This window comes from Streptomyces sp. NPDC021115, assembly GCF_044333065.1.
In the GTDB taxonomy this organism is placed as follows: domain Bacteria; phylum Actinomycetota; class Actinomycetes; order Streptomycetales; family Streptomycetaceae; genus Streptomyces.
Window position 1 is genome coordinate 473,425 of sequence record NZ_JBIRQF010000002.1, and the last position, 21,232, is coordinate 494,656.

General features: G+C 71.7%; 18 protein-coding genes. 11 read left to right on the forward strand and 7 right to left on the reverse strand.

Annotation, left to right across the window (positions count from 1 at the left end; all coding sequences use genetic code 11):
• Nucleotides 1-3: 3 nt before the first annotated feature.
• From ACH4TL_RS07735 to ACH4TL_RS07750, 4 genes are all read left to right on the forward strand, one after another.
• Nucleotides 4-1,335 (forward strand): M14 family metallocarboxypeptidase, encoded by a 1,332-nt coding sequence (locus tag ACH4TL_RS07735; RefSeq protein WP_398310337.1) that lies wholly within the window; start codon nt 4-6, stop codon nt 1,333-1,335.
• 84 nt (nt 1,336-1,419) lie between these two features.
• Complete coding sequence (locus ACH4TL_RS07740) at nt 1,420-3,216, forward strand: BCCT family transporter (RefSeq protein ID WP_398310334.1); 1,797 nt, start codon at nt 1,420-1,422, stop codon at nt 3,214-3,216.
• 327 nt (nt 3,217-3,543) lie between these two features.
• Nucleotides 3,544-4,563, forward strand: a complete 1,020-nt coding sequence (locus ACH4TL_RS07745; protein WP_398310331.1) for an oxidoreductase — start codon at nt 3,544-3,546, stop codon at nt 4,561-4,563.
• 47 nt (nt 4,564-4,610) lie between these two features.
• Entirely contained in the window at nt 4,611-6,248 is a 1,638-nt protein-coding gene (locus ACH4TL_RS07750) for an ABC-F family ATP-binding cassette domain-containing protein (protein ID WP_398310328.1), read from the forward strand.
• A 104-nt stretch (nt 6,249-6,352) separates the two neighbouring features.
• Here ACH4TL_RS07750 and ACH4TL_RS07755 read toward each other — a convergent pair whose 3' ends face one another.
• The 4 genes from ACH4TL_RS07755 to ACH4TL_RS07770 all read right to left on the reverse strand — a co-directional run bounded on the left by ACH4TL_RS07755 (nt 6,353) and on the right by ACH4TL_RS07770 (nt 10,921).
• On the reverse strand, nt 6,353-8,758 hold the full coding sequence (locus tag ACH4TL_RS07755) for a Tex family protein (protein ID WP_398310325.1): 2,406 nt from the start codon (nt 8,756-8,758) through the stop codon (nt 6,353-6,355).
• A 118-nt stretch (nt 8,759-8,876) separates the two neighbouring features.
• A complete protein-coding gene (locus ACH4TL_RS07760; protein ID WP_398310322.1) occupies nt 8,877-9,020 on the reverse strand; it encodes an LPFR motif small protein in 144 nt (47 codons plus the stop codon).
• A 210-nt stretch (nt 9,021-9,230) separates the two neighbouring features.
• On the reverse strand, nt 9,231-10,094 hold the full coding sequence (locus ACH4TL_RS07765; protein WP_398310319.1) for a hypothetical protein: 864 nt from the start codon (nt 10,092-10,094) through the stop codon (nt 9,231-9,233).
• A gap of 68 nt (nt 10,095-10,162) precedes the next feature.
• Complete coding sequence (locus ACH4TL_RS07770) at nt 10,163-10,921, reverse strand: enoyl-CoA hydratase/isomerase family protein (RefSeq protein ID WP_398310316.1); 759 nt, start codon at nt 10,919-10,921, stop codon at nt 10,163-10,165.
• 247 nt (nt 10,922-11,168) lie between these two features.
• Here ACH4TL_RS07770 and ACH4TL_RS07775 point away from each other — a divergent pair, with 247 nt between their 5' ends.
• The gene (locus ACH4TL_RS07775; RefSeq protein ID WP_398310313.1) at nt 11,169-11,774 is read left to right on the forward strand and encodes an ATP-binding protein; all 606 of its coding nucleotides are present in this window, start codon (nt 11,169-11,171) and stop codon (nt 11,772-11,774) included.
• Here ACH4TL_RS07775 and idi read toward each other — a convergent pair.
• From idi to galE, 3 genes are all read right to left on the reverse strand, one after another.
• A complete protein-coding gene (gene idi, locus ACH4TL_RS07780) occupies nt 11,707-12,321 on the reverse strand; it encodes an isopentenyl-diphosphate Delta-isomerase (protein ID WP_398310310.1) in 615 nt (204 codons plus the stop codon). The two genes, ACH4TL_RS07775 and idi, sit on opposite strands and share 68 nt — an antisense overlap.
• 55 nt (nt 12,322-12,376) lie before the next feature.
• Entirely contained in the window at nt 12,377-13,288 is a 912-nt protein-coding gene (locus tag ACH4TL_RS07785) for a cation diffusion facilitator family transporter (protein WP_398310307.1), read from the reverse strand.
• Between the two features lie 319 nt (nt 13,289-13,607).
• A complete protein-coding gene (gene galE, locus ACH4TL_RS07790) occupies nt 13,608-14,591 on the reverse strand; it encodes a UDP-glucose 4-epimerase GalE (RefSeq protein WP_398310304.1) in 984 nt (327 codons plus the stop codon).
• A 284-nt stretch (nt 14,592-14,875) separates the two neighbouring features.
• On the opposite strand from galE, the gene ACH4TL_RS07795 reads away from it, so the two are divergent.
• From ACH4TL_RS07795 to ACH4TL_RS07820, 6 genes are all read left to right on the forward strand, one after another.
• A complete protein-coding gene (locus ACH4TL_RS07795) occupies nt 14,876-16,771 on the forward strand; it encodes a DUF5941 domain-containing protein (protein ID WP_398311571.1) in 1,896 nt (631 codons plus the stop codon).
• Entirely contained in the window at nt 16,768-17,505 is a 738-nt protein-coding gene (locus ACH4TL_RS07800) for a sugar phosphate nucleotidyltransferase (RefSeq protein WP_398310301.1), read from the forward strand. Before ACH4TL_RS07795 ends, ACH4TL_RS07800 begins: the two co-directional genes overlap by 4 nt.
• Nucleotides 17,493-18,566 (forward strand): iron-containing alcohol dehydrogenase family protein, encoded by a 1,074-nt coding sequence (locus ACH4TL_RS07805; protein ID WP_398310298.1) that lies wholly within the window; start codon nt 17,493-17,495, stop codon nt 18,564-18,566. Before ACH4TL_RS07800 ends, ACH4TL_RS07805 begins: the two co-directional genes overlap by 13 nt.
• On the forward strand, nt 18,532-19,323 hold the full coding sequence (locus ACH4TL_RS07810; protein WP_398310295.1) for a CDP-alcohol phosphatidyltransferase family protein: 792 nt from the start codon (nt 18,532-18,534) through the stop codon (nt 19,321-19,323). Before ACH4TL_RS07805 ends, ACH4TL_RS07810 begins: the two co-directional genes overlap by 35 nt.
• A gap of 11 nt (nt 19,324-19,334) precedes the next feature.
• Nucleotides 19,335-20,207: a glycosyltransferase family 2 protein gene (locus ACH4TL_RS07815; RefSeq protein ID WP_398311568.1), complete on the forward strand. Its 873-nt coding sequence runs from the start codon at nt 19,335-19,337 to the stop codon at nt 20,205-20,207.
• 79 nt (nt 20,208-20,286) lie between these two features.
• Nucleotides 20,287-21,219: an ABC transporter permease gene (locus ACH4TL_RS07820; RefSeq protein WP_398310292.1), complete on the forward strand. Its 933-nt coding sequence runs from the start codon at nt 20,287-20,289 to the stop codon at nt 21,217-21,219.
• The last annotated feature ends 13 nt before the right edge of the window (nt 21,220-21,232 follow it).

Below are 21,232 nucleotides of genomic sequence, written 5' to 3' on the forward strand. Positions count from 1 at the left end.
ACCGTGTTCTCACCCGCGCCCCTCATCCGCACCGCCACCGCCTGCGGCGCGCTCGGCGCGCTGCTCACCGGATCGCTGCTGGCCGCCCCCGCGCGGGCCGAGCCGGGAGCGCCGCCGCGCACCGGATTCGAGACCAGCCAGGGCAAGCGCTGGACCAGCCAGGCCGAGGAGGCGGATTTCCTCGCGGCCGTCGACAGGGCCAGCGCGCGCGTCGCCGTCGACACCATCGGCACCACGAAGCAGGGGCGTCCCCTGAACCTGGTGCGGATCGGCGCCCCCGCGGCGCCCGCCGACGCCGCCCGGGCCGCCCGCGGCAACTCCCTGATGCTCATCTGCTCCCAGCACGGTGACGAGCCATCAGGCCGCGAGGCGTGCCTGACCACCATCCGCGACCTCGCCTACGCCAAGGACCCGAAGACCCGCCGCTTCCTGGAGCGTACGAACGTCATCGTCGTGCCCACCGCCAACCCCGACGGCCGCGCCGCCGACACCCGCGGCAACTCCGACGGCACGGACATCAACCGCGACCACATCGCGCTCACCACCGCCGAGGGCCGCGCCATGGCGCGCGTCATCCGCGACTGGCGCCCGGACACCGTCTACGACCTGCACGAGTACGGCGCCACCGTCCCGTACTACATGAAGGACCTGCTGGCCCTGTGGCCGCGCAACCTCAACACCGCCGACCCCGTACACCGCGAGGCGCGCACCCTCTCCGACGCTCACGTCCGCCCGCACACCGAGTCCGCGGGCTTCTCCACCGGCGTCTACGGCATCTGGACCGACCCGGAGACCGGTGAGCCGGTCAAGCAGGTGGCGGGGGACGGCCAGGAGCGCATCCTGCGGAACACCGCCGGGGTCAAGAACAGCCTCGGGCTGCTGGTCGAGACCCGCGTCGACCCGCTCACCGACGCCGAGAAGGACGACCCCGCCGTCAACAACAAGCGCCGGGTGGGCTCCCAACTCGCCGCGCTGGATGGCGCGTTCGCCTTCGTAAGGGAGCGGCGCCCGCGGATCGAGGCCGCCACGACCGCGGCCCGGCTCGCCGGCTGGGCCGACCGCGGTCCGGTGTACCTCGGCGGCGCCGACAACGACCCGGCGGGGGAGGACGACGTCCTCCAGGACCCGCCGTGCGGCTACCGGCTGGACGCCGCGCAGTACGCCGACGTACGCGATGAACTGGCCCTGCACGGTATACGGGTGAAGGCCCTGCGTGGCGCGGGTCACGAGGTCCTCGTCCCCCTGCGACAGTCGCTGCGGGCGCTCGTCCCGCTGCTGCTCGACGGCCGCGCGGCGTATCACCTCACGGCAGGTCAGCCCGTGAACACGTGCTGACACAACGAGGGTCGTGCTGACATACGCATCCGACTAGTGGGTAGCCGGAACGTCGACCCATTAAACCCAGTGAAAGGTTCATGCGTGACGGAGAAGCAGAAGGACACGGGGGACGTAAGAAGCGACCCTCCGGTCACGGCAGACCTTCCCGGCAGTCCCGATCCGACCAAGGCTCCCCAGACCGACCGCGTGGTGTTCGGCGTCTCCGCCGGACTCACCCTCGCGTTCGTGATCTGGGGATGCCTGTTCACAGGCGCGCTCGAGAGCGTCTCGGACAGCATGCTGTCCGGACTGATCCACAACGGTGGCTGGGCGTTCATCCTCGCCGCCACCGGCTTTGTGATCTTCGCGCTGTGGCTGGCGATGAGCCGCTACGGCAAGATCACGCTCGGGAAGGAAGGCGAGGACCCCGAGTTCAAGACCGTCTCATGGGTCGCGATGATGTTCAGCGCGGGCATGGGCATCGGCCTGATGTTCTACGGGGTGAGTGAGCCGCTGGCGCACTTCGTCACCCCGCCGCCCGGGACCGACCCCGGCACCTCGGCCGAGAAGATGCAGATCGCCATGTCCACGACGCTGTTCCACTGGACGCTGCACCCGTGGGCCATCTACGCCGTCGTGGGCCTCGCCATCGCCTACAGCACCTTCCGCCGTGGCCGCCGCCAGACCATCAGCGCCGTCTTCACCCCGCTGATCGGCAGCAGGCACGCCAACGGCGCGGGCGGCCGTGTCATCGACATCCTCGCGATCTTCGCCACCCTCTTCGGCTCCGCCGCGTCCCTCGGACTCGGCGCGCTCCAGATCGGCAGCGGTGTCGAGGTGCTGGGCTGGAAGAGCAACGTCGGGACCGGGCTGCTGGTCGCCGTGATCGCGGTCCTCACGGTCGCGTTCATCGCCTCCGCCGTGTCGGGCGTCGCCAAGGGCATCCAGTGGCTGTCCAACATCAACATGGTGCTGGCGCTGTTCCTGGCCGTGTTCGTCTTCGTGGCCGGTCCCACGATCATCATCCTCGACCTGCTGCCGACCTCCATCGGCTCCTACATCGGTGACCTGCCGCAGCTCGTCGGCCGCACCGAGGCGACCGGCGGCCAGACCGTCGCTAGCTGGCTGAGCGACTGGACGGTCTTCTACTGGGCCTGGTGGATCTCCTGGACGCCGTTCGTCGGCATGTTCATCGCGCGGATCAGCCGTGGCCGCACCATCCGGCAGTTCGTCGGCGGCGTCATCCTGGTGCCGAGCACCGTCAGCCTGATCTGGTTCGCCATCTTCGGCGGCTCGTCGATGAAGCTTCAGGCCGCGGGCAAGCTGGGCAAGGAGACGACGCCGGAGGGCCAGCTGTTCGGCGTGCTCGAGCAGTACCCGATCGCGAGCGTCATGAGCGTCATCGTGATGATCCTCGTCGGCATCTTCTTCGTCTCCGGCGCGGACGCCGCCTCGATCGTGATGGGCACCCTCTCGCAGAAGGGCTCCTTCGAGCCGAGCCGCTTCGTCGTCATCTTCTGGGGTGTCGTCACGGGCGCCGTCGCGGCCGTCATGCTGCTCGTCGGCGGCGGCGGTGACGACGCGCTCACCGGGTTGCAGAACCTGACGATCCTGGTGGCCGCGCCCTTCACCCTGGTGATGGTCGGCCTGTGTTGGGCCCTGCTGAAGGACCTGCGCCGCGACCCGCTGATCGTGCGCGGCGAGAAGGGCGAGGAAGCGGTCGAGATGGCCGTCATCGCCGGACACGAGAAGTACGACGGCGACTTCGAGATCCGGATCGGCCCCGCCGCTCCCGCCGAGAACCCCGCCGAGAACATCGACGGTGCCGCCGGTACGGGCGAGGCCGACGCCTCCTCGACGGCCGAGGACCGGGTCGGCGCGAGCGATTCGACCCGCTGACCCCGCACCGCACCGCAACCCGCCGGAGCCCCGAGCCGATGCGCCCCCGCGCATCCGGCCCGGGGCTCCGGCGTGCCCTACCTCGCCGAACTCCCCGCCTTCACCGACGCCATCCGCCATGGCACGCCGCCGCCCGTGACCGGTCCGAGTGCAGCCCCAGCACCTCCAGCGCCGGTCGACAGCGCGCGGCGCGGTTGCCCCACCACGTACCCCACGGCGACGGCGATCCGGTCGTACGCGATGCGGGTTGTCACCCCAGCGCGCTCGGTTTCCTCCCGTTATAGGCGCGTCGCGGTGACACTGCCCCGATGAGGGAATACTTGGGGGATGACCTCCGAGTACGCGACGTTCGGGCTGGTACCGGCCATGCGCGCCGGCGGCGTCCTGCCCGACGGCACGTACCGAACGCACCGCGACTTCCTGGACTTCGAGGTGAACGGCAGCCCGCCGCTGCCCCGCCTCGCCGACCTCGACGCCGTCACCCCGCTCGCTTCCGACCTCGGCCCCACCGTCTTCGCCGACCAGATCCGCGGACTCCTGCTGGAGACCGAGCCACCGCTCGACGGCGGACGGTACGTCCTCTACGGCTGCCCCGAATGCGAAGGACCGGCCTGTGGCATGGTCACCGCCGTCATCGCATGCGACGGACCCGACATCGTCTGGCGGGACGTCCAATGGCAGACCGACCGGCCCCCGGCCGACCCCTGCCACGGCATCGGCCCCTACCGCTTCCACGGCGAGCAGTACCGCGCCCTACTGGAGCGGCTGTTGCGCGACCCCGACGCCCACGACCTCTCCGCCCACCGCCGCGTCCTCCTCGTCGGCAGCCGCGCCGCCCTCTTCGCCAAGCTCGCCGCCGCCCTGCGGCGCACCGGCATCGGCGCCGAGATCACCCTCGACGCGGTCGGCGCCCACGTGGCCGAACTCCGCCGCTACGCCGTGGTGTTCTTCGGCCGGACGATCCGTCAGGACGAGCGCGACGCCGTACGGGACGCCTTCGCGAGGGCCCGCTCCGACGCCGTCTTCATCACCGGCCTCGCCCCCATCGTCCCCCTGCTCGTCGCCCAGGTCGAACAGGCCCTGGATCCCACCCCACCGGACCGCCGCCTGATCCGCCTCGCCGCGCGGAACGGCGAGGCGCTCGTCGAGGTCGCCTCCGAGTGCCGCGTCCGCCTCGCCGCCCACCGCCTGGACCGCCTCTCCCGCCCCCACACCCACCCCCTCCACGACGCCCCCCTGCCCCCGGGTCTCCACCGCCTCCCCCTCCCCCCGAAGACCCTCCGCGGCGAGTCCTACCTGGCGGCCCACACGACGTCCACGGTCCTGACGGCCCCACTGACCCCGTAGAAATGGCGGGCCCACGGGTCGCGGCGGCCGTTAGGATCGGCCGTCTGATGACTGCCACTCTCGTCGCCAAGGACCTGGCCGCCGGACACGGTGACCGCCCCCTCTTCTCCGGGCTCGACCTCGTCGTCGCCCCGGGCGAGGTCATCGGCCTCGTCGGGGTGAACGGAGCGGGGAAGTCGACCCTGCTGCGGATGCTCGCCGGGCTCACCGACCCCGAGCAGGGGGCCATCCGGATCAGCCCGCCGCACGCCACCGTGGGGCACCTTCCGCAGGAGCCCGAGCGGCGGGCGGGGGAGACCGTACGGGCGTTCCTGGCGCGCCGCACCGGCGTGGCCGCCGCCCAGACCGACCTCGACGCCACCACCCAGGCGCTCGCGGACGGCGCGCCCGGTGCGGACGACGCGTACGCCGTCGCGCTGGAGCGCTGGCTCACCCTCGGCGCCGCCGACCTCGATGAACGCGCCGACGAGGTCGCCGCCTCCCTCGGGCTCGACATCTCGCTCGACCGCCCCATGACCGCCCTCTCCGGCGGCCAGGCCGCCCGCGCCGGTCTCGCCTCGCTGCTGCTCAGCCGGTACGACGTCTTCCTGCTCGACGAGCCGACGAACGACCTCGACCTCGACGGGCTCCAGCGCCTGGAGACGTTCGTCAGGGGACTGCGCGCGGGCACGGTGCTCGTCAGCCACGACCGCGAGTTCCTGGCCCGTACCGTCGACAAGGTCCTCGAACTCGACCTGGCCCAGCAGCAGGTGAACCTGTTCGGCGGCGGCTACACCGCCTACCTGGAGGAGCGGGAGACCGCCCGCCGTCACGCCCGCGAACGCTACGAGGAGTACGCGGACACCCGCGCCGGCCTGGAGGCCCGGGCCCGGACCCAGCGCGCCTGGATGGAGAAGGGCGTCAAGAACGCCCGCCGCAAGGCCACCGACGGCGACAAGATCGCCCGTAACGCCCGCGTCGAGTCCACCGAGAAGCAGGCCGCCAAGGCGCGCCAGACCGACCGGCTGATCGAGCGTCTTGAGGTCATCGAGGAGCCGCGCAAGGAGTGGGAACTGCGGATGGAGATCGCCGCGGCCCCGCGCTCGGGCGCGGTCGTGGCGACCCTGCGCGGTGCGGAGGTGCGGCGCGGCGACTTCCACTTCGGCCCCGTCGACTTGCAGGTCGACTGGGCCGACCGGATCGCGGTGACCGGCGCGAACGGCTCGGGCAAATCCACCCTGCTGGCCGCCCTCCTCGGCCGCCTCCCGCTGGACGAGGGCCATGCGTCACTCGGCCCGGGGGTGGTGGTGGGCGAGGTCGACCAGGCCCGCGCGCTGTTCTTCGGCGGCGAGTCGCTGCTGGACGCCTTCGGTGCGGCGGCGCCGGAGATGGCGCCCGCGGACGTACGGACGCTGCTGGCGAAGTTCGGCCTCAAGGCCGCGCATGTGCTGCGCCCGGCGTCCACGCTGTCCCCGGGCGAGCGGACGCGCGCGGCCCTGGCCCTGCTCCAGGCCCGGGGCGTGAACCTGCTGGTCCTGGACGAGCCCACCAACCACCTGGACCTGCCGGCGATCGAGCAACTGGAATCCGCCCTCGCGTCCTACCAGGGCACGCTGCTCCTGGTCACCCACGACCGCCGCATGCTGGAAGCAGTCCACACCACCCGCCGCCTCCACGTATCAGAGGGCCACATCACCGAGCCCTAGCCCCCAGCCATCCGACGACGCGGGTGCCCGTCCCGCGTTCCGGACCGGAGCCCCCGAATCGGGAAGGGGCGGGGTGGGGAAAAACCACCCCGCCCCCCGAACCGCTAGCGCCGCTTGGGATCCACCAACCCCGCCCGCCGCAACGCATCCGCCATCGCCCCATTGGCCGGAGCCGCATCGCGCCCGCCCCCGCCACGCTGGCCGCCGCCGCGCGAGCCACGCCCGCCGCCGCCCTGGCGCTGCTTCGGGGCGGAACGGCGTCCGCCACCCCCCTGCTCAGAGCGGTCGGAACGCTCGGAGCGGTCGGAACGACCGCCGCCCCCACCGGCCCCGGCGGCCTCGTCGTCCAACCGCAGCGTCAACGAGATCCGCTTCCGCGGAATGTCCACATCGAGGACCTTCACCCGCACGATGTCCCCCGGCTTCACCACATCCCGCGGATCCTTGACGAACGTCTTGGACATCGCGGAGACGTGCACCAGCCCATCCTGATGCACACCGACATCCACGAAGGCCCCGAACGCGGCCACGTTCGTGACGACACCCTCCAGGACCATCCCGGACGCCAGGTCGCCGATCTTCTCGACGCCCTCCTTGAAGGTCGCCGTCTTGAAGGCGGGGCGCGGGTCACGGCCCGGCTTCTCCAGCTCCTTCAGGATGTCGGTGACGGTCGGCAGACCGAAGGCGTCGTCCACGAAGTCATCGGGCCGCAGCGACCGCAGCGCAGAGGCGTTGCCGATGAGCGTGGCCACATCGCCACCGGTCGAGGTGACCATACGGCGCACCACCGGGTACGCCTCGGGGTGCACGCTGGACGCGTCCAGCGGGTCGTCACCGCCGCGGATACGGAGGAAGCCCGCGCACTGCTCGTACGCCTTGGGCCCGAGCCGGGCCACGTCCTTGAGGGCCTTGCGGCTGCGGAAGGGCCCATTGGTGTCGCGGTGGGCGACGATGTTCTCCGCGAGCCCGGCACCGATACCCGACACCCGGCTGAGAAGCGGCGCGGAGGCCGTGTTGACGTCGACCCCGACGCCGTTCACACAGTCCTCGACGACCGCGTCCAGCGACCGCGACAGCTTTACCTCGGACAGATCGTGCTGGTACTGACCGACCCCGATCGACTTCGGATCGATTTTGACCAACTCGGCCAGCGGGTCCTGGAGCCGTCGCGCGATCGACACCGCGCCGCGCAGCGAGACGTCGAGGTCGGGCAGCTCCTGGGAGGCGAAGGCGGAGGCGGAGTACACGGAGGCGCCCGCCTCGGAGACCATCACCTTGGTCAGCTTCAGCTCCGGGTGCTTTCCGCACAGCTCACCCGCGAGCTTGTCGGTCTCCCGGGACGCCGTGCCGTTGCCGATGGCGATCAGGTCGACGTCGTGCTCACGGGCCAGCTTGGCGAGCCGGTCCAGCGACTGGTCCCACTGGTTCCGCGGGACGTGCGGATAGATCGTGTCGGTCGCGGCCACCTTGCCGGTCGCATCGACGACGGCCACCTTCACGCCCGTACGGAAGCCGGGGTCGAGACCCATCGTGGCGCGCGTCCCGGCGGGGGCGGCGAGCAGCAGATCGCGCAGGTTGGCGGCGAAGACGCGCACGGCCTCGTCCTCGGCGGCCTGCCGCAGCCGCAGCCGCAGATCGATGCCGAGGTGGACCAGGACGCGGGTGCGCCACGCCCACCGCACGGTGTCGGCGAGCCACTTGTCGCCGGGGCGGCCGCGGTCGGCGATGCCGAAGCGGTGCGCGATGGACCGCTCGTACGAGGTGGGGCCGGGGTCCTCCGACGGCTCCTCGGGCTCCAGGGTGAGGTCCAGGACCTCTTCCTTCTCGCCGCGGAACATCGCCAGCACCCGGTGCGAGGGCAGGTCGGTGAAGGGCTCGGCGAAGTCGAAGTAGTCGGCGAACTTGGCGCCCGCCTCCTCCTTGCCGTCCCGCACCTTGGTGGCGACCCGGCCGCGCTCCCACATGCGCTCGCGCAGCTCACCGATGAGGTCGGCGTCCTCCCCGAACCGCTCGGTGAGGATCGCCCGCGCGCCCTCCAGCGCGGCCGCGGGGTCCGCGACGCCCTTCTCGGCGTCCACGAACGCGGCGGCCGCCGCCGTGGGCTCCACGGTCGGGTCGCCGAGCAGCCCCTCGGCGAGCGGTTCGAGACCGGCCTCGCGGGCGATCTGCGCCTTGGTGCGGCGCTTCGGCTTGAACGGGAGGTAGATGTCCTCAAGACGGGCCTTGGAGTCGGCGGCGAGGATCTGCGCCTCCAGCGCCTCGTCCAGCTTCCCCTGCGACCGGACCGATTCGAGGATCGCGGTGCGCCGCTCCTCCAGCTCCCGCAGATAGCGCAGCCGCTCCTCCAGGGAGCGCAGCTGCGCATCGTCGAGCATCTCCGTCGCTTCCTTGCGGTAGCGCGCGATGAACGGCACGGTAGAGCCGCCGTCGAGCAGCTCGACGGCGGCCTTGACCTGCCGTTCCCGTACGCCGAGTTCTTCGGCGATCCTGCCTTCGATGGACGTCGTCACGATCACGCTCCGCTTTCGGTCTGCACTGCAACTGCATTGTGGCAGGTGGCACTGACGAAGCGGTCACGGACGACGTGTTCGGCGGGTGTCGCACCACAACAGTGGGCGCGTACGGGCCTCAGACGTGCCTGCGGCGGCGCGCGCCGCCCGCGGTGTCGGCGGCCCCGCCGAACAGCCGGGCCACGGCGCGGAACGGAAGGGTCACCACCGTGGCGATCGCGGAACCGATGGCGCGGAGCACATCCGCGATGGCTCTCAGCACTTCAGTCCTCCCCTCGGGTCGGGAGCGGGACGGCAGCCGCCGCCGGGCGCCGCACGTACGCGGAGCACGGGCACTCGCCGGCGTGCGCGGCGCGCGGTTGGGCGCCCGGTGAAAAGGGCGGCCGATCACTCATCAAGCGGGTATCCCGCCCTGCTCCCCGCAAACCCGCCCCGATCCGAGGGGGCCCGCCCCCGACCTCAGAGGAGTGGGTCAGCCCTTGCCCCGCAGGTCCGCCGGGAAGGCGCCCGCCTCCATGGCCCGGCTCGTGAACGCCCCGGCCAGCTCCGTCAGCCGGGCCACGCCCGCCGCGCCCAGGTGCTCGTACGGCGCGGCGTCCAGACGGTCCGTCTCGTCCTCCAGGGACTCGCGCAGCTCGGCACCGGCCGGGGTCAGCTCGCCCGCCTCGTCCAGCAGTCCGCGCGTCCGCAGCCGGTCCTGTCCGGCGGCCAGCTCCTCGGCCGTCCAGCCACGGGTGGCCAGGAGCCACTTCGGGGACATGCCCTTGCCGGTCGCCGCATGGCTGACGATGGCCTCCACCCCGTCGAGCCCGGCGGCGACGAGGGTCAGCAGATGGGCGTCGCCGCGGTGCTCGCGCAGCAGGGTGGCGGCGTGCCACAGCGCCAGGTGCGGGGCCTCGGGTACGGGCAGGTCGGCGTGGGCGGCGTACAGGGGGCGCGCGGAGCGGGAACACGCCTCGGTGGCGCGCAGCGCCAGCTCGGCCGCCTCGGCCATCTCCTTCGAGGCCAGCGCGTCGTCCCCCAGCAGCCGCCGCAGTACGGAGTCGGCGGCCCGCAGCCGGGCCGCCAGGGCGTCCTCGGGGGAGACCACGTCCCAGGCGCGCGGGATGTGGCGGGCGACCAGCTCGTGCTTGAAGTTGTAGAAGGTCGCGGTGACGGTCCCCGGACCCACCCGGCCGAACGCCGCCGCACGGCCCACGAAGTAGACGGCGCCGCGCTCCTCAAGGCCCAGTGCGGCCAGCTCGTTGGCGTAGTCCGGGGCGAAGTAGACGGAGGAGTGCAGCGGATTGACGACGGAGTGGCAGCGCCGTGCGGCGCGCTCGGGAAGAGTGGTCATGGCCCGCACGCTACCGGCTGGTAGGAAAAGCTGACAGCCGAGTCCGAAAGCCGGGCCCGCGGGGGCGGTCAGGGGCCCGGTGGGGTCCAGCCGAAGCGCGGCGCCCGGCGCCCCAGGAAGGCGGCGATCCCCTCCCCGGCCTCCCCGCTGATCCGCGCCTGCTCCCGCCAGTACGCGACCCGCTCCTCCTCGGCGGGCCCGGCCGCGAACTCCTTGGCCGCCGCCTGGGTGAGCTGCGACCGGGACACCAGCACCCTCGTGAACTCCGCGATCCGCTTGTCCAGCTCGCCGACCGGCAGCACCTCGTCGACCAGGCCGGTGCGCAGCGCCCGCTCGGTGTCGATCAACTCGCCGGAGAACAGCAGGTACTTGGCGGTCGCCGGTCCGATCAGCCCGACCAACCGCCGGGTGGAGCCGGGGGCGTAGACGATGCCGAGCTTGGCCGGGGTGATCCCGAAGAGCGCGCCCTCCTCAGCGAACCGCAGATCGCAGGCGGCCGCGAGCTGGCAGCCGCCGCCCACGCAGTAGCCGCGCACCGCGGCGAGCGTCGGCTTGGGGAAGGCCGCCAGGGCCTCCTCGGCGGGCAGCGCGAGGCCGGTCGTCTCCTCGTACGTCGCGCTCAGCGAGCCGATGTCGGCGCCCGCGCAGAAGGTGTCCCCGTGGCCGGTGAGCACCAGCGCCCGTACGGCGGGGTCGGCGGCGAACCGGTCGAGCAGCGGGGGCAGCGCGCTCCACATGGCCGGGGTCAGCGCGTTGCGCTTGGTGGGATTGCGGATGACGACGGTCGCTATGCCGTCCGTGACGTCGTGCCGCAGGCAGGGCTCCATGCGGCGGATCGTATCCGGGCCGTGACGACCTTCCCGCCGGGGCCACCGCGGCGGGCAGGTCGAGCCATAGGCACCAGGGGGCGTCATTCAGACGGGCAGGAACAGTCGAGCGAGTGACCCTGGCATACGCCAACGAACAAAAGCGGTCGATAGGCGTCAAGTTGTGTACTCTCCGCCGGTCCGTACCTGACCGTTCCCACACTCGATCCGAGAGGTCGAGCCGTGGCGATGGGTGGGTGTGTCGGGCATGGAGATCGTCGGGAGAGTCCCCTCCGAACCGGGGCACGCCCCGCCGCGCGGACCGGCGGTCGGCGAGGGGGTGTGGCGGTTCACCGCCCCGGCCCTGGAGTCCTCCGTACCGCAGGCGCGGCACGCGGTGCGGGATCTGCTGGCCCATCAGGGGGTTTCAGGGCAGGGCGATCTGGTGCCGAATCTGCTGCTGATCGTCTCCGAGCTGGTCACCAACGCGGTGCGGCACGCGGCGGTGCTGTCCCCGCAGATCGCCGTCGAGGTGTCGATCCGCCGGGGCTGGGTGCGGGTCGCCGTCGAGGACGACCATCCGTACCGGCCCAGGCCCCTGGAGCTGGAGGCGGATCAGGGGCGGACCGGCGGCCGCGGACTGCTGCTGGTGCGGGCGATCGCGGAGGAGTCCGGCGGGAGGTACGACGTCGATCACACGGCGAGCGGCGGCAAGGCTGTCTGGGCGACCCTGCCGCTGACCCCGGCCGCCACGGGCCCCGTCGTGCCGGGCCCCGCCGCGCCGGACCCCGCCCCCGGCGGGCCGCTCACCAGCCTGCGGCCGCCCCGGTCAGCTCCCGGATCGCCGGCCGGGCCGCGTCCAGCACGGTCATGAACCAGACCGAGAACGGGCCCTCCGCGTGCAGCTTCGTCAGTTCGTCCGGCGTGACGAAGGCGGTCTCGCCGATCTCCTCCGGGTCGGGCCGCGGCGTCTCCTTCAGCAGCCCGACGAACAGGTGGTTGTACTCCTGCTCGACCAGGCCCGAGGCCGGGTCCGGGTGGTTGTAGCGGACCGTGCCCGCCTCGCCGAGCAGCGCGGGCGCGATGCCCAGCTCCTCACCGGTGCGGCGGGCCGCGGCCACGAACGGCGGCTCACCGGGGTACGGGTGGCCGCAGCAGGTGTTCGACCAGACGCCGGGGGAGTGGTACTTGCCGAGCGCGCGGCGCTGGAGCAGCAGCCGCCCCTGCTCGTCGAAGAGGAAGACGGAGAACGCCCGGTGCAGCTGCCCGGGTGCCCGGTGCGCGGAGAGCTTCTCCGCGGTGCCGATCGTGACGCCGTCCTCATCGACCAGTTCAAGCATGATCGATTCCGTCGATCCGTTCGGCGCGGGGGACGCGGCGGCGGTGTCGGCGGAGGGACCGCTTGCGGGTGTGATCGGCATGACCGTCCTCATAGTTCTGACGTTGGCCCTCAAGTCTGCCGCACCCATGCACGTGTCACTGGCACAGCCGGGCTTCGTGATCAGCATGTCCACCCGGTTCCAGCTGAAACGTGCAGTGTGCGACGTCGAAATGCTCCCCCAAACATCCCTGGAGGTCGTGCAGCAGCCGCTCATGACCGACCGCGTCGAGCACCGGTCGGCCGACCACCACATGCGCGGAGAGCACCGGCATTCCGGAGGTGATGGTCCACACGTGGAGGTCGTGCAGCCCCTCCACGCCGGGCAGCGCGAGGATGTGGGCGCGCACCGCGGCCGTGTCGACGCTGCGCGGTGCCGCCTCCAGGAGGACGTTCAGCGTCTCCCGGAGCAGGGTGTATGTACGCGGCACGATCATGAGCGCGATCGCGAGCGAGGCGATCGGATCGGCCGCCTGCCACCCCGTGGCCAGGATGATCCCGGCCGACACCAGCACCGCGACCGACCCCAGGGCGTCCGCCAGCACCTCCAGGAACGCGCCCCGCACATTCAGGCTCTCCCGCTGCCCGCCCCGCAGGAGGGCCAGCGACACCAGGTTCGCGGCCAGCCCGACCGCCCCGAAGGCGATCACCAGACGGCCCTCGGTCGCGGCGGGGTGGAGGAAGCGCAGCACCGCCTCGTAGAGGATGTAGCCGCCGACCCCGAACAGCAGCAGACAGTTCGCCAGCGCCGCAAGGATCTCGGCGCGCGCGTATCCATACGTACGCCGGGGGCTGGGCGGGCGCCCCGCGAAATGGATCGCCAGCAGCGACATGGCGAGCCCGAGCGCGTCGGTCGCCATGTGCCCCGCGTCCGCCAGCAGCGCGAGCGAATCGGCGAGCAGCCCGCCGACGATCTCCACGGCCATCACGGTGAGGGTGATCAGGAGCGCGAGCCGCAGCCGCCACCGATGCGCGGTGCCCGCGGTGCGGTGGTCATGACCTGCGCCCATGTCCGTACGGCCCTCCTGCCAGGGGCGGCCCCTGTCCCAGTGAACTACGCCCAGGGGGTGTCTTGCCGATCATGCCGGGCTCCCGACGCCTGGCACGGCATCTCGCGGCCCCGCGCTCGTCGCGCTCCGCGCCTCCCCCAGCTACCGCTGGGAGGTGCCCGCTGCGCTCTCCTCACGCGGGTTGCGAGCTTCCCCCAGCTACCGCTGGGAGGTGCCCCCGGACGCCGCTCGCTGATCCGGCCTGACCGACAAGACACCCCCTAGGCCACGCCACGGGCAGGGATACCGCCGTCCGGTCGAGCCGTGCTGGGGCCGGGCTTCAGCCGCGCGCCTCGGGGTGGTTCAGGCACCAGCCCTCCCAGGCCGACTCCACCATCGCGCGCACATCGTGCCGGGCGCTCCAGCCCAGTTCCCCGGCGATCAGGTCCGTCGAGCCGACGACCCGGGCCGGGTCGCCCGGGCGGCGGGGCTCGACCACGGGGGCGGGCTCACGGCGGCCGGTGACCTCGGCGATCAGGTCGGCCATCTCGCGCACCGAGACGCCCTGACCGGTGCCGATGTTCACGGTCAGATCACCCGCGCCCGGCCGGGCGGCCAGCCGGCGGGCCACGGCGAGGTGGGCGGAGGCCAGATCCTCGACATGGATGTAGTCGCGGACGCAGGTGCCGTCCGGGGTCGGATAGTCGTCACCGAAGATCCTCGGAGCCTCCCCATGTGTGATCCGCTCGAACATCATGGGGATGATGTTGGAAACCCCGGTGTCGGACAGCTCGGGCCGCGTGGCACCCGCCACATTGAAGTAGCGCAGACAGGCCGTCGACATCGAATGCGCCGCTCCTACGGCCCTGACCAGCCATTCTCCGGTGAGCTTGGTCTCTCCGTACGGATTCATCGGCACGCACGGGGTGTCCTCGGTGACCAGTTCCACATCCGGCATGCCGTAGACGGCGGCGGAGGAGGAGAAGAGGAAGCTGCCGATCCCGGCGGCGGTCACGGCCTCCAGCAGCACGATGAGGCCGTGCACGTTCTCCCGGTAGTACCGCAGCGGCTGCTCGACCGACTCCCCGACCTGCTTCTTCGCCGCGAGATGCACCACACCCGTGATGCCGTGCTCGGCGAACGTACGGTCCAGCAGCTCACGGTCCAGTGTGGAGCCGCGCACGAGCGGAACGTCCTCGGGCAGCCGCCCGGGGATTCCGCTGGAGATGTCGTCGAGCACGGCCACCCGCTCGCCCGCCCGGGCCATCGCCCGCACGACATGCGACCCGATATATCCGGCACCACCTGTGATCAGCCACGTCATGACGGCACCCTATCCACAGGTCAGCGCGGCGCCCGTTTGTCGAGGAGACACGCCATCCACCATGATGATCGGCGGCGCGCGGAAGCGGTCGTTCACCCGATCGCGTGGTGAATGTGCGGTGAACGGTCGCTCCCATCGATCCGATAGCCTCTGCCGACATGCCGCCCGCCCCACCCGGGACCGGGACGCACGCTGCCCGCTGTTCCGAGGGGATGTCCCCAGGGCTTTATGGCCTGTGCCAGAGCGGCGCGGCCACCATGTCAGCTGCCAAGGAGTGAGTTCGTCTGTCGACCGCGATTCTCACCGGTGCCCCGGTCGCCGGCTCGTCTCTCCAGGACGACCTGCGGTCGCTGGGTTTCGACGTGCGCACGGCGGCCGACGCGGCCGGGGTGGCGACGGAGCTGGCCGCCGTCCCGCCGCGTGAGCGGGTGGCCCTCGTCGACCCCCGTTTCGTCGGCCACGGCCACGCCCTGCGCCTGGCGCTGACCGACCCGCGCTTCCCCGCGGCCGCCGTGCCCGGTGCGCTGACGGCCCAGCCGGAGGCCCGCGCCGCCCTGACCCGCGCGCTGGCGTCCGCCGAGGCGGGTACCCCGGGCGTCTCGGCGGCCCCCGCCGAGGACGCGGACGGCGCGCCGCGCGCCGGGGGCACGGCGGTCGCGGACGCGGCCCCCCGTACCGACTGCCTCGTGGACGATGTCGCCGCCGCCCTCGACGCCGAAGGCGCCGCCCCGCACCGGCCCGAGCTGGGCGTGCTCGTCGCCACCGTGCCCGTGGACGCGGAGCGGCGGGCGGCGGCGCTGGCGGAGACCGCCGCCGTGGACGACGAGAAGGTGCGGCTGCGCACGGCCGTGAAGGCGCGCGACGGCTTCTTCACGACCTTCTGCATCAGCCCCTACTCCCGCTACATCGCCCGCTGGTGCGCCCGCCGCGGACTGACCCCCAATCAGGTCACCACCGCCTCCCTCCTCACCGCCCTCATCGCGGCGGGCTGCGCCGCGACCGGCACCCGGCCCGGGTTCGTCGCGGCCGGGGTGCTGCTGATCGCCTCGTTCGTGCTGGACTGCACCGACGGCCAGCTGGCCCGCTACTCGCTCCAGTACTCCACCCTCGGCGCCTGGCTGGACGCGACGTTCGACCGCGCCAAGGAGTACGCGTACTACGCGGGCCTCGCCCTCGGCGCGGCCAACGCGGGCGGCGGGGACGACGTATGGGCGCTGGCGCTCGGCGCGATGGTGCTCCAGACCTGCCGCCACGTCGTGGACTTCTCCTTCACCGAGGCCAACCACGACGCCACCGGCAACTCCAGCCCCACCGCCGCCCTCTCCGACCGCCTCAACAGCGTCGGCTGGACGGTCTGGGTGCGGCGCATGATCGTGCTGCCGATCGGCGAGCGCTGGGCGATGATCGCCGTGCTGACCGCGCTGACCACGCCCCGCGTCACCTTCTACGCCCTGCTCATCGGCTGCGCGCTGGCCGCCTGCTACACCACCGCCGGGCGCGTGCTGCGCTCGCTCACCCGCAAGGCGAAGCGCACCGACCGGGCCGCGCGGGCGCTGGCCGACCTCGCGGACTCCGGCCCGCTCGCCGAGCTGATCGCCAAGGCCGCGGCCCGTAAGCCCCACGGCCATCTGTCCCCGGTCGCGGCCGCCCTCGGCGCCGCGCTGCTCGTCGCCGGTGCCGCCGCGCTGCCCGCCGGGTCCTGGCTCGCCGTCGCGGGCGCCGCGCTCTACGCCGTCTTCGCGGGCTACGCCGTCGCCGCCCCCCTCAAGGGCCCGCTCGACTGGCTGGTGCCGCCCCTGTTCCGGGCCGCCGAATACGGGACCTTCCTCATCCTCGCCGCCCGCTCGCAGGTGAACGGAGCGTTGCCCGCTGCTTTCGGGCTGGTGGCGGCCGTCGCCTACCATCACTACGACACGGTGTACCGCATCCGCGGCGGCACCGGGGCGCCCCCGCACTGGCTGGTGCGGGCGATCGGCGGGCACGAGGGGCGGATCCTGGTGGTCACGGCCATCGCCGCGCTGCTGCACGGCCGGAGCCAGGGCGGCCCGAACCAAGGTTTCACCATCGCGCTGACCGCGCTCGCCGTGGTCATCGCGCTGACGGTGCTCATCGAGAGCATCCGCTTCTGGGTGTCCTCCGGAGCACCCGCTGTCCACGACGAAACAGGAGAACCCGCATGATCGGCCTCGTGCTGGCGGCCGGCGCCGGACGGCGTCTGCGCCCCTACACCGACACCCTCCCCAAGGCCCTGGTGCCGGTCGACGGTGAGACCACCGTCCTCGACCTGACCCTCGGCAACTTCGCGGAGGTCGGCCTGACCGAGGTCGCGATCGTGGTCGGCTACCGCAAGGAAGCGGTGTACGAGCGCAAGGAGGCCCTGGAGCAGAAATACGGCCTCAAGCTCACCCTGATCGACAACGACAAGGCCGAGGAGTGGAACAACGCCTACTCCCTGTGGTGCGCCCGTGACGCGATCAAGCACAGCGTGATCCTCGCCAACGGCGACACCGTGCACCCGGTCTCCGTCGAGAAGACCCTGCTCGCCGCGCGCGGCAACGGCCAGAAGATCATCCTCGCCCTCGACACGGTGAAGCAGCTCGCCGACGAGGAGATGAAGGTCGTCAGCGACCCGTCCAAGGGCGTCCAGAAGATCACCAAGCTGATGGACCCGGCCGAGGCCACCGGTGAGTACATCGGCGTCACCCTCATCGAGGGCGAGGCCGCCGCCGATCTCGCCGACGCGCTGAAGACCACCTTCGAGCGCGACCCCGACCTCTACTACGAGGACGGCTACCAGGAGCTGGTCAACCGCGGCTTCAAGGTCGACGTGGAGCCCATCGGCGACATCAAGTGGGTCGAGATCGACAACCACGACGATCTGGCGAAGGGCCGTGAGATCGCGTGCCAGTACTGACGAGGCTCATCCCCTCGCCGCTCGTCGTCGACATCCGCGCGGGCGCCCTGGACGACCTGGCGGACGTCCTGGCCGACCAGCGGATCTCGTCCTCCGGCAAGCTCGCCGTCGCGATCAGCGGCGGCTCCGGGGCCCTGCTGCGCGAGCGGCTGGCCCCGGCGCTGCCCGGCGCGAGCTGGTACGAGGTGGGCGGCGGCACCATCGATGACGCGATCAAGCTCGCCGACCGGATGAAGTCCGGGCACTACGACGCGGTCGTGGGGCTCGGCGGCGGCAAGATCATCGACTGTGCGAAGTTCGCCGCGGCGCGCATCGGCCTCCCGCTGGTGGCCGTCGCCACGAACCTCTCGCACGACGGTCTGTGCTCACCGGTCGCGACCCTCGACAACGACGCGGGCCGCGGCTCGTACGGCGTGCCGAACCCGATCGCCGTGGTCATCGACCTCGATGTGATCCGCGAGGCCCCGGTCCGGTTCGTCCGCTCCGGCATCGGCGACGCGCTCTCCAACATCTCCGCGGTGCGGGACTGGGAGCTGTCCGCCCGCGAGACGGGCGAGCAGATCGACGGACTCGCCGCCGCCATGGCACGCCAGGCGGGCGAGGCCGTGCTGCGCCACCCCGGCGGCGTCGGCGACGACAGCTTCCTCCAGGTGCTGGCCGAGGGCCTGGTCCTCACCGGCATCTCGATGTCGGTCGCGGGCGACTCCCGTCCGGCGTCCGGCGCCTGCCACGAGATCAACCACGCCTTCGACCTCATGTTCCCCAAGCGCGCGGCGAGCCACGGCGAGCAGTGCGGCCTTGGCGGGGCGTTCGCGATGTATCTGCGCGGGGAGCACGAGCAGTCGGCGTTCATGGCCGAGGTGCTGCACCGGCACGGTCTTCCGGTGACGCCGGAGGAGATCGGCTTCACCGTGGACGAGTTCGTCCAGGTCGTGGAGTACGCGCCGAAGACCCGCCCCGGGCGCTACACGATCCTCGAACACCTCGACCTCTCATCCGACGCGATCAGGGACGCATACGCCGACTATGCCAAAGCAGTCAGTCAAGCCATCAGTGGCTGAACTCCGCCCGGTCGTTCACCCCGCGGGGGTGAAGGACCGGCGGAGCGGTGAGCACTGGGCCGGGCGCCTGTACATGCGGGAGATCTCGCTGCGGTGCGACCGGTACCTGGTGAACACGCGGGTCACGCCCAATCAGCTGACCTATCTGATGACCGTCTTCGGCGTCCTCGCCGCCCCGGCCCTGCTGGTGCCGGGGATCGCGGGCGCCGTGCTCGGGGTGCTGATGGTCCAGCTCTACCTGCTGCTGGACTGCGTCGACGGTGAGATAGCCCGCTGGAAGAAGCAGTTCTCGCTGGGCGGTGTGTATCTGGACCGCGTCGGCGCGTACCTGTGCGACGCCGCGGTGCTCGTCGGCTTCGGCCTGCGCGCCGCCGACCTGTGGGGCTCGGGGCGGATCGACTGGCTGTGGGCGTTCCTCGGGACGCTGGCCGCGCTCGGCGCGATCCTGATCAAGGCCGAGACCGACCTCGTCGGGGTCGCCCGGCACCAGGGCGGTCTGCCCCCGGTCAAGGAGGCGGCCTCCGAGCCGCGCTCGTCCGGGATGGCGCTGGCCCGCAAGGCGGCCGCGGCGCTCCAGTTCCACCGGCTGATCCTCGGGATCGAGGCGTCGCTGCTCATCCTCGTGCTGGCGGTCGTGGACCAGGTGCGCGGCGATCTGTTCTTCACCCGGTTGGGCGTTGCCGTACTGGCCGGTATCGCCCTTCTGCAAACCCTGCTTCACCTCGTGTCCATCCTCGCGTCGAGCAGGCTCAAGTGACGGGCGGCACGATGAAGGTCGGAGCGGTTGTCCTCACGATGGGCAACCGCCCCGAGGAGCTGCGCGCCCTGCTCGACTCGGTCGCCAAGCAGGACGGCGACCCGATCGAGGTGGTCGTCGTCGGCAACGGCTCGCCCCTTCCGGCGCTGCCCGAGGCCGTACGGACCGTCGAGCTGCCCGAGAACGTGGGCATCCCGGCGGGGCGCAACGTCGGCATCGAGGCGTTCGGACCGGGCGGCCGCGACGTCGACGTCCTGCTGTTCCTGGACGACGACGGGCTGCTTCCGGAGACCGACACGGCCGAGCTGTGCCGGGAGGCGTTCGCCGCCGACCCGGAGCTGGGCATCATCTCCTTCCGCATCGCCGACCCCGACACGGGCGTCACCCAGCGCCGCCACGTACCCCGGCTGCGCGCCGCCGACCCGATGCGCTCCTCGCGTGTCACCACCTTCCTCGGCGGCGCCAACGCGGTCCGCACGGCGGTGTTCGAGCAGGTCGGAGGGTTGCCGGACGACTTCTTCTACGCCCATGAGGAGACCGACCTGGCCTGGCGTGCGCTGGACGCCGGGTGGATGATCGACTACCGGTCGGACATGGTCCTGTACCACCCGACCACCGCGCCCAGCCGGCACGCGGTCTACCACCGCATGGTGGCGCGCAACCGGGTCTGGCTGGCCCGGCGAAACCTTCCGGCCCTGCTCGTACCCGTGTATCTGGGCGTCTGGCTGCTGCTCACACTGGCCAGGCGACCCTCCGGAACCGCGCTTCGTGCCTGGTTGGGAGGGTTCCGCGAAGGCTGGAAGACCCCTTGCGGTCCACGGCGGCCCATGAAGTGGCGTACGGTATGGCGCCTGACCCGACTGGGCCGGCCTCCTGTCATCTGACAAGCTCGTATCAGATACGCATCGAGCGCGACCGGGGCGCGGCCCCGCTCAGCGCACCCTGAAGACGAAAGTGTCAACTGTGAGCGAGACTACGCACGACAGTGCGGTCGCCGTGAGCGCCCCGCCATCACCTGACGACGGCCTGTCCCCGGCCGAGCTGGCGAAGAAGTACGGGCTGTCGGTCAGCGGAGCCCGGGTGGGCCTCGGCGAGTACATCCGCCAGATGTGGGGTCGGCGCCACTTCATCCTGGCCTTCTCCCAGGCCAAGCTGACCGCGCAGTACAGCCAGGCCAAGCTGGGCCAGCTGTGGCAGGTCGCGACGCCGCTGCTGAACGCGGCGGTGTACTTCTTCATCTTCGGCCTGCTGCTGGGCGGCAGGGGCGGCATGAAGAACGAGCAGTACATCCCGTTCCTGGTGACGGGTGTGTTCGTCTTCACCTTCTCGCAGAACTCCGCCATGGCCGGGGTGCGGGCGATCTCCGGGAACCTGGGTCTGGTGCGGGCCCTGCACTTCCCGCGGGCCTCGCTCCCGATCTCCTTCTCGCTCCAGCAGCTCCAGCAGCTGCTGTTCTCGATGATCGTGCTGGTCATCGTCCTGCTGGGCTTCGGGCACTACCCGGGCTTCGCATGGCTCCTGGTCATCCCGGCCCTGGCGCTCCAGTTCGTCTTCAACACCGGTCTGGCCCTGATCATGGCCCGGATGGGCGCCAAGACTCCGGACCTGGCGCAGTTGCTGCCGTTCATCCTGCGCACGTGGATGTACGCCTCCGGCGTGATGTACCCGCTGGAGCACATGCTCCAGAAGGCGGGCGCGCACTCCTGGGTCTCCGACGTCCTGCTGGCGAACCCGGCGGCGGTCTACATGGATCTGATGCGGTACGCGCTGATCGACGGCATGCCCGAGGCCCTGCCCCCGCACGTCTGGGCGTTGGCGCTGGGCTGGGCGGTGCTCTTCGGGGCCGGGGGTTTCGTGTACTTCTGGAAGGCAGAGGAGCAGTACGGCCGTGGCTGAACAGACTCTCGAA

Bases quoted from the DNA above. Each gene is read 5' to 3' on its own strand.
- ACH4TL_RS07750 (WP_398310328.1), top strand. From the start codon at position 4,611: ATGACTGCCACTCTCGTCGCCAAGGACCTGGCCGCCGGACACGGTGAC.
- ACH4TL_RS07785 (WP_398310307.1), bottom strand. From the start codon at position 13,288: ATGGGCGCAGGTCATGACCACCGCACCGCGGGCACCGCGCATCGGTGG.
- galE (WP_398310304.1), bottom strand. From the start codon at position 14,591: ATGACGTGGCTGATCACAGGTGGTGCCGGATATATCGGGTCGCATGTC.
- ACH4TL_RS07775 (WP_398310313.1), top strand. From the start codon at position 11,169: ATGGAGATCGTCGGGAGAGTCCCCTCCGAACCGGGGCACGCCCCGCCG.
- ACH4TL_RS07815 (WP_398311568.1), top strand. From the start codon at position 19,335: ATGAAGGTCGGAGCGGTTGTCCTCACGATGGGCAACCGCCCCGAGGAG.
- ACH4TL_RS07800 (WP_398310301.1), top strand. From the start codon at position 16,768: ATGATCGGCCTCGTGCTGGCGGCCGGCGCCGGACGGCGTCTGCGCCCC.
- idi (WP_398310310.1), bottom strand. From the start codon at position 12,321: ATGCCGATCACACCCGCAAGCGGTCCCTCCGCCGACACCGCCGCCGCG.
- ACH4TL_RS07810 (WP_398310295.1), top strand. From the start codon at position 18,532: ATGCCAAAGCAGTCAGTCAAGCCATCAGTGGCTGAACTCCGCCCGGTC.
- ACH4TL_RS07765 (WP_398310319.1), bottom strand. From the start codon at position 10,094: ATGACCACTCTTCCCGAGCGCGCCGCACGGCGCTGCCACTCCGTCGTC.
- ACH4TL_RS07745 (WP_398310331.1), top strand. From the start codon at position 3,544: ATGACCTCCGAGTACGCGACGTTCGGGCTGGTACCGGCCATGCGCGCC.
- ACH4TL_RS07770 (WP_398310316.1), bottom strand. From the start codon at position 10,921: ATGGAGCCCTGCCTGCGGCACGACGTCACGGACGGCATAGCGACCGTC.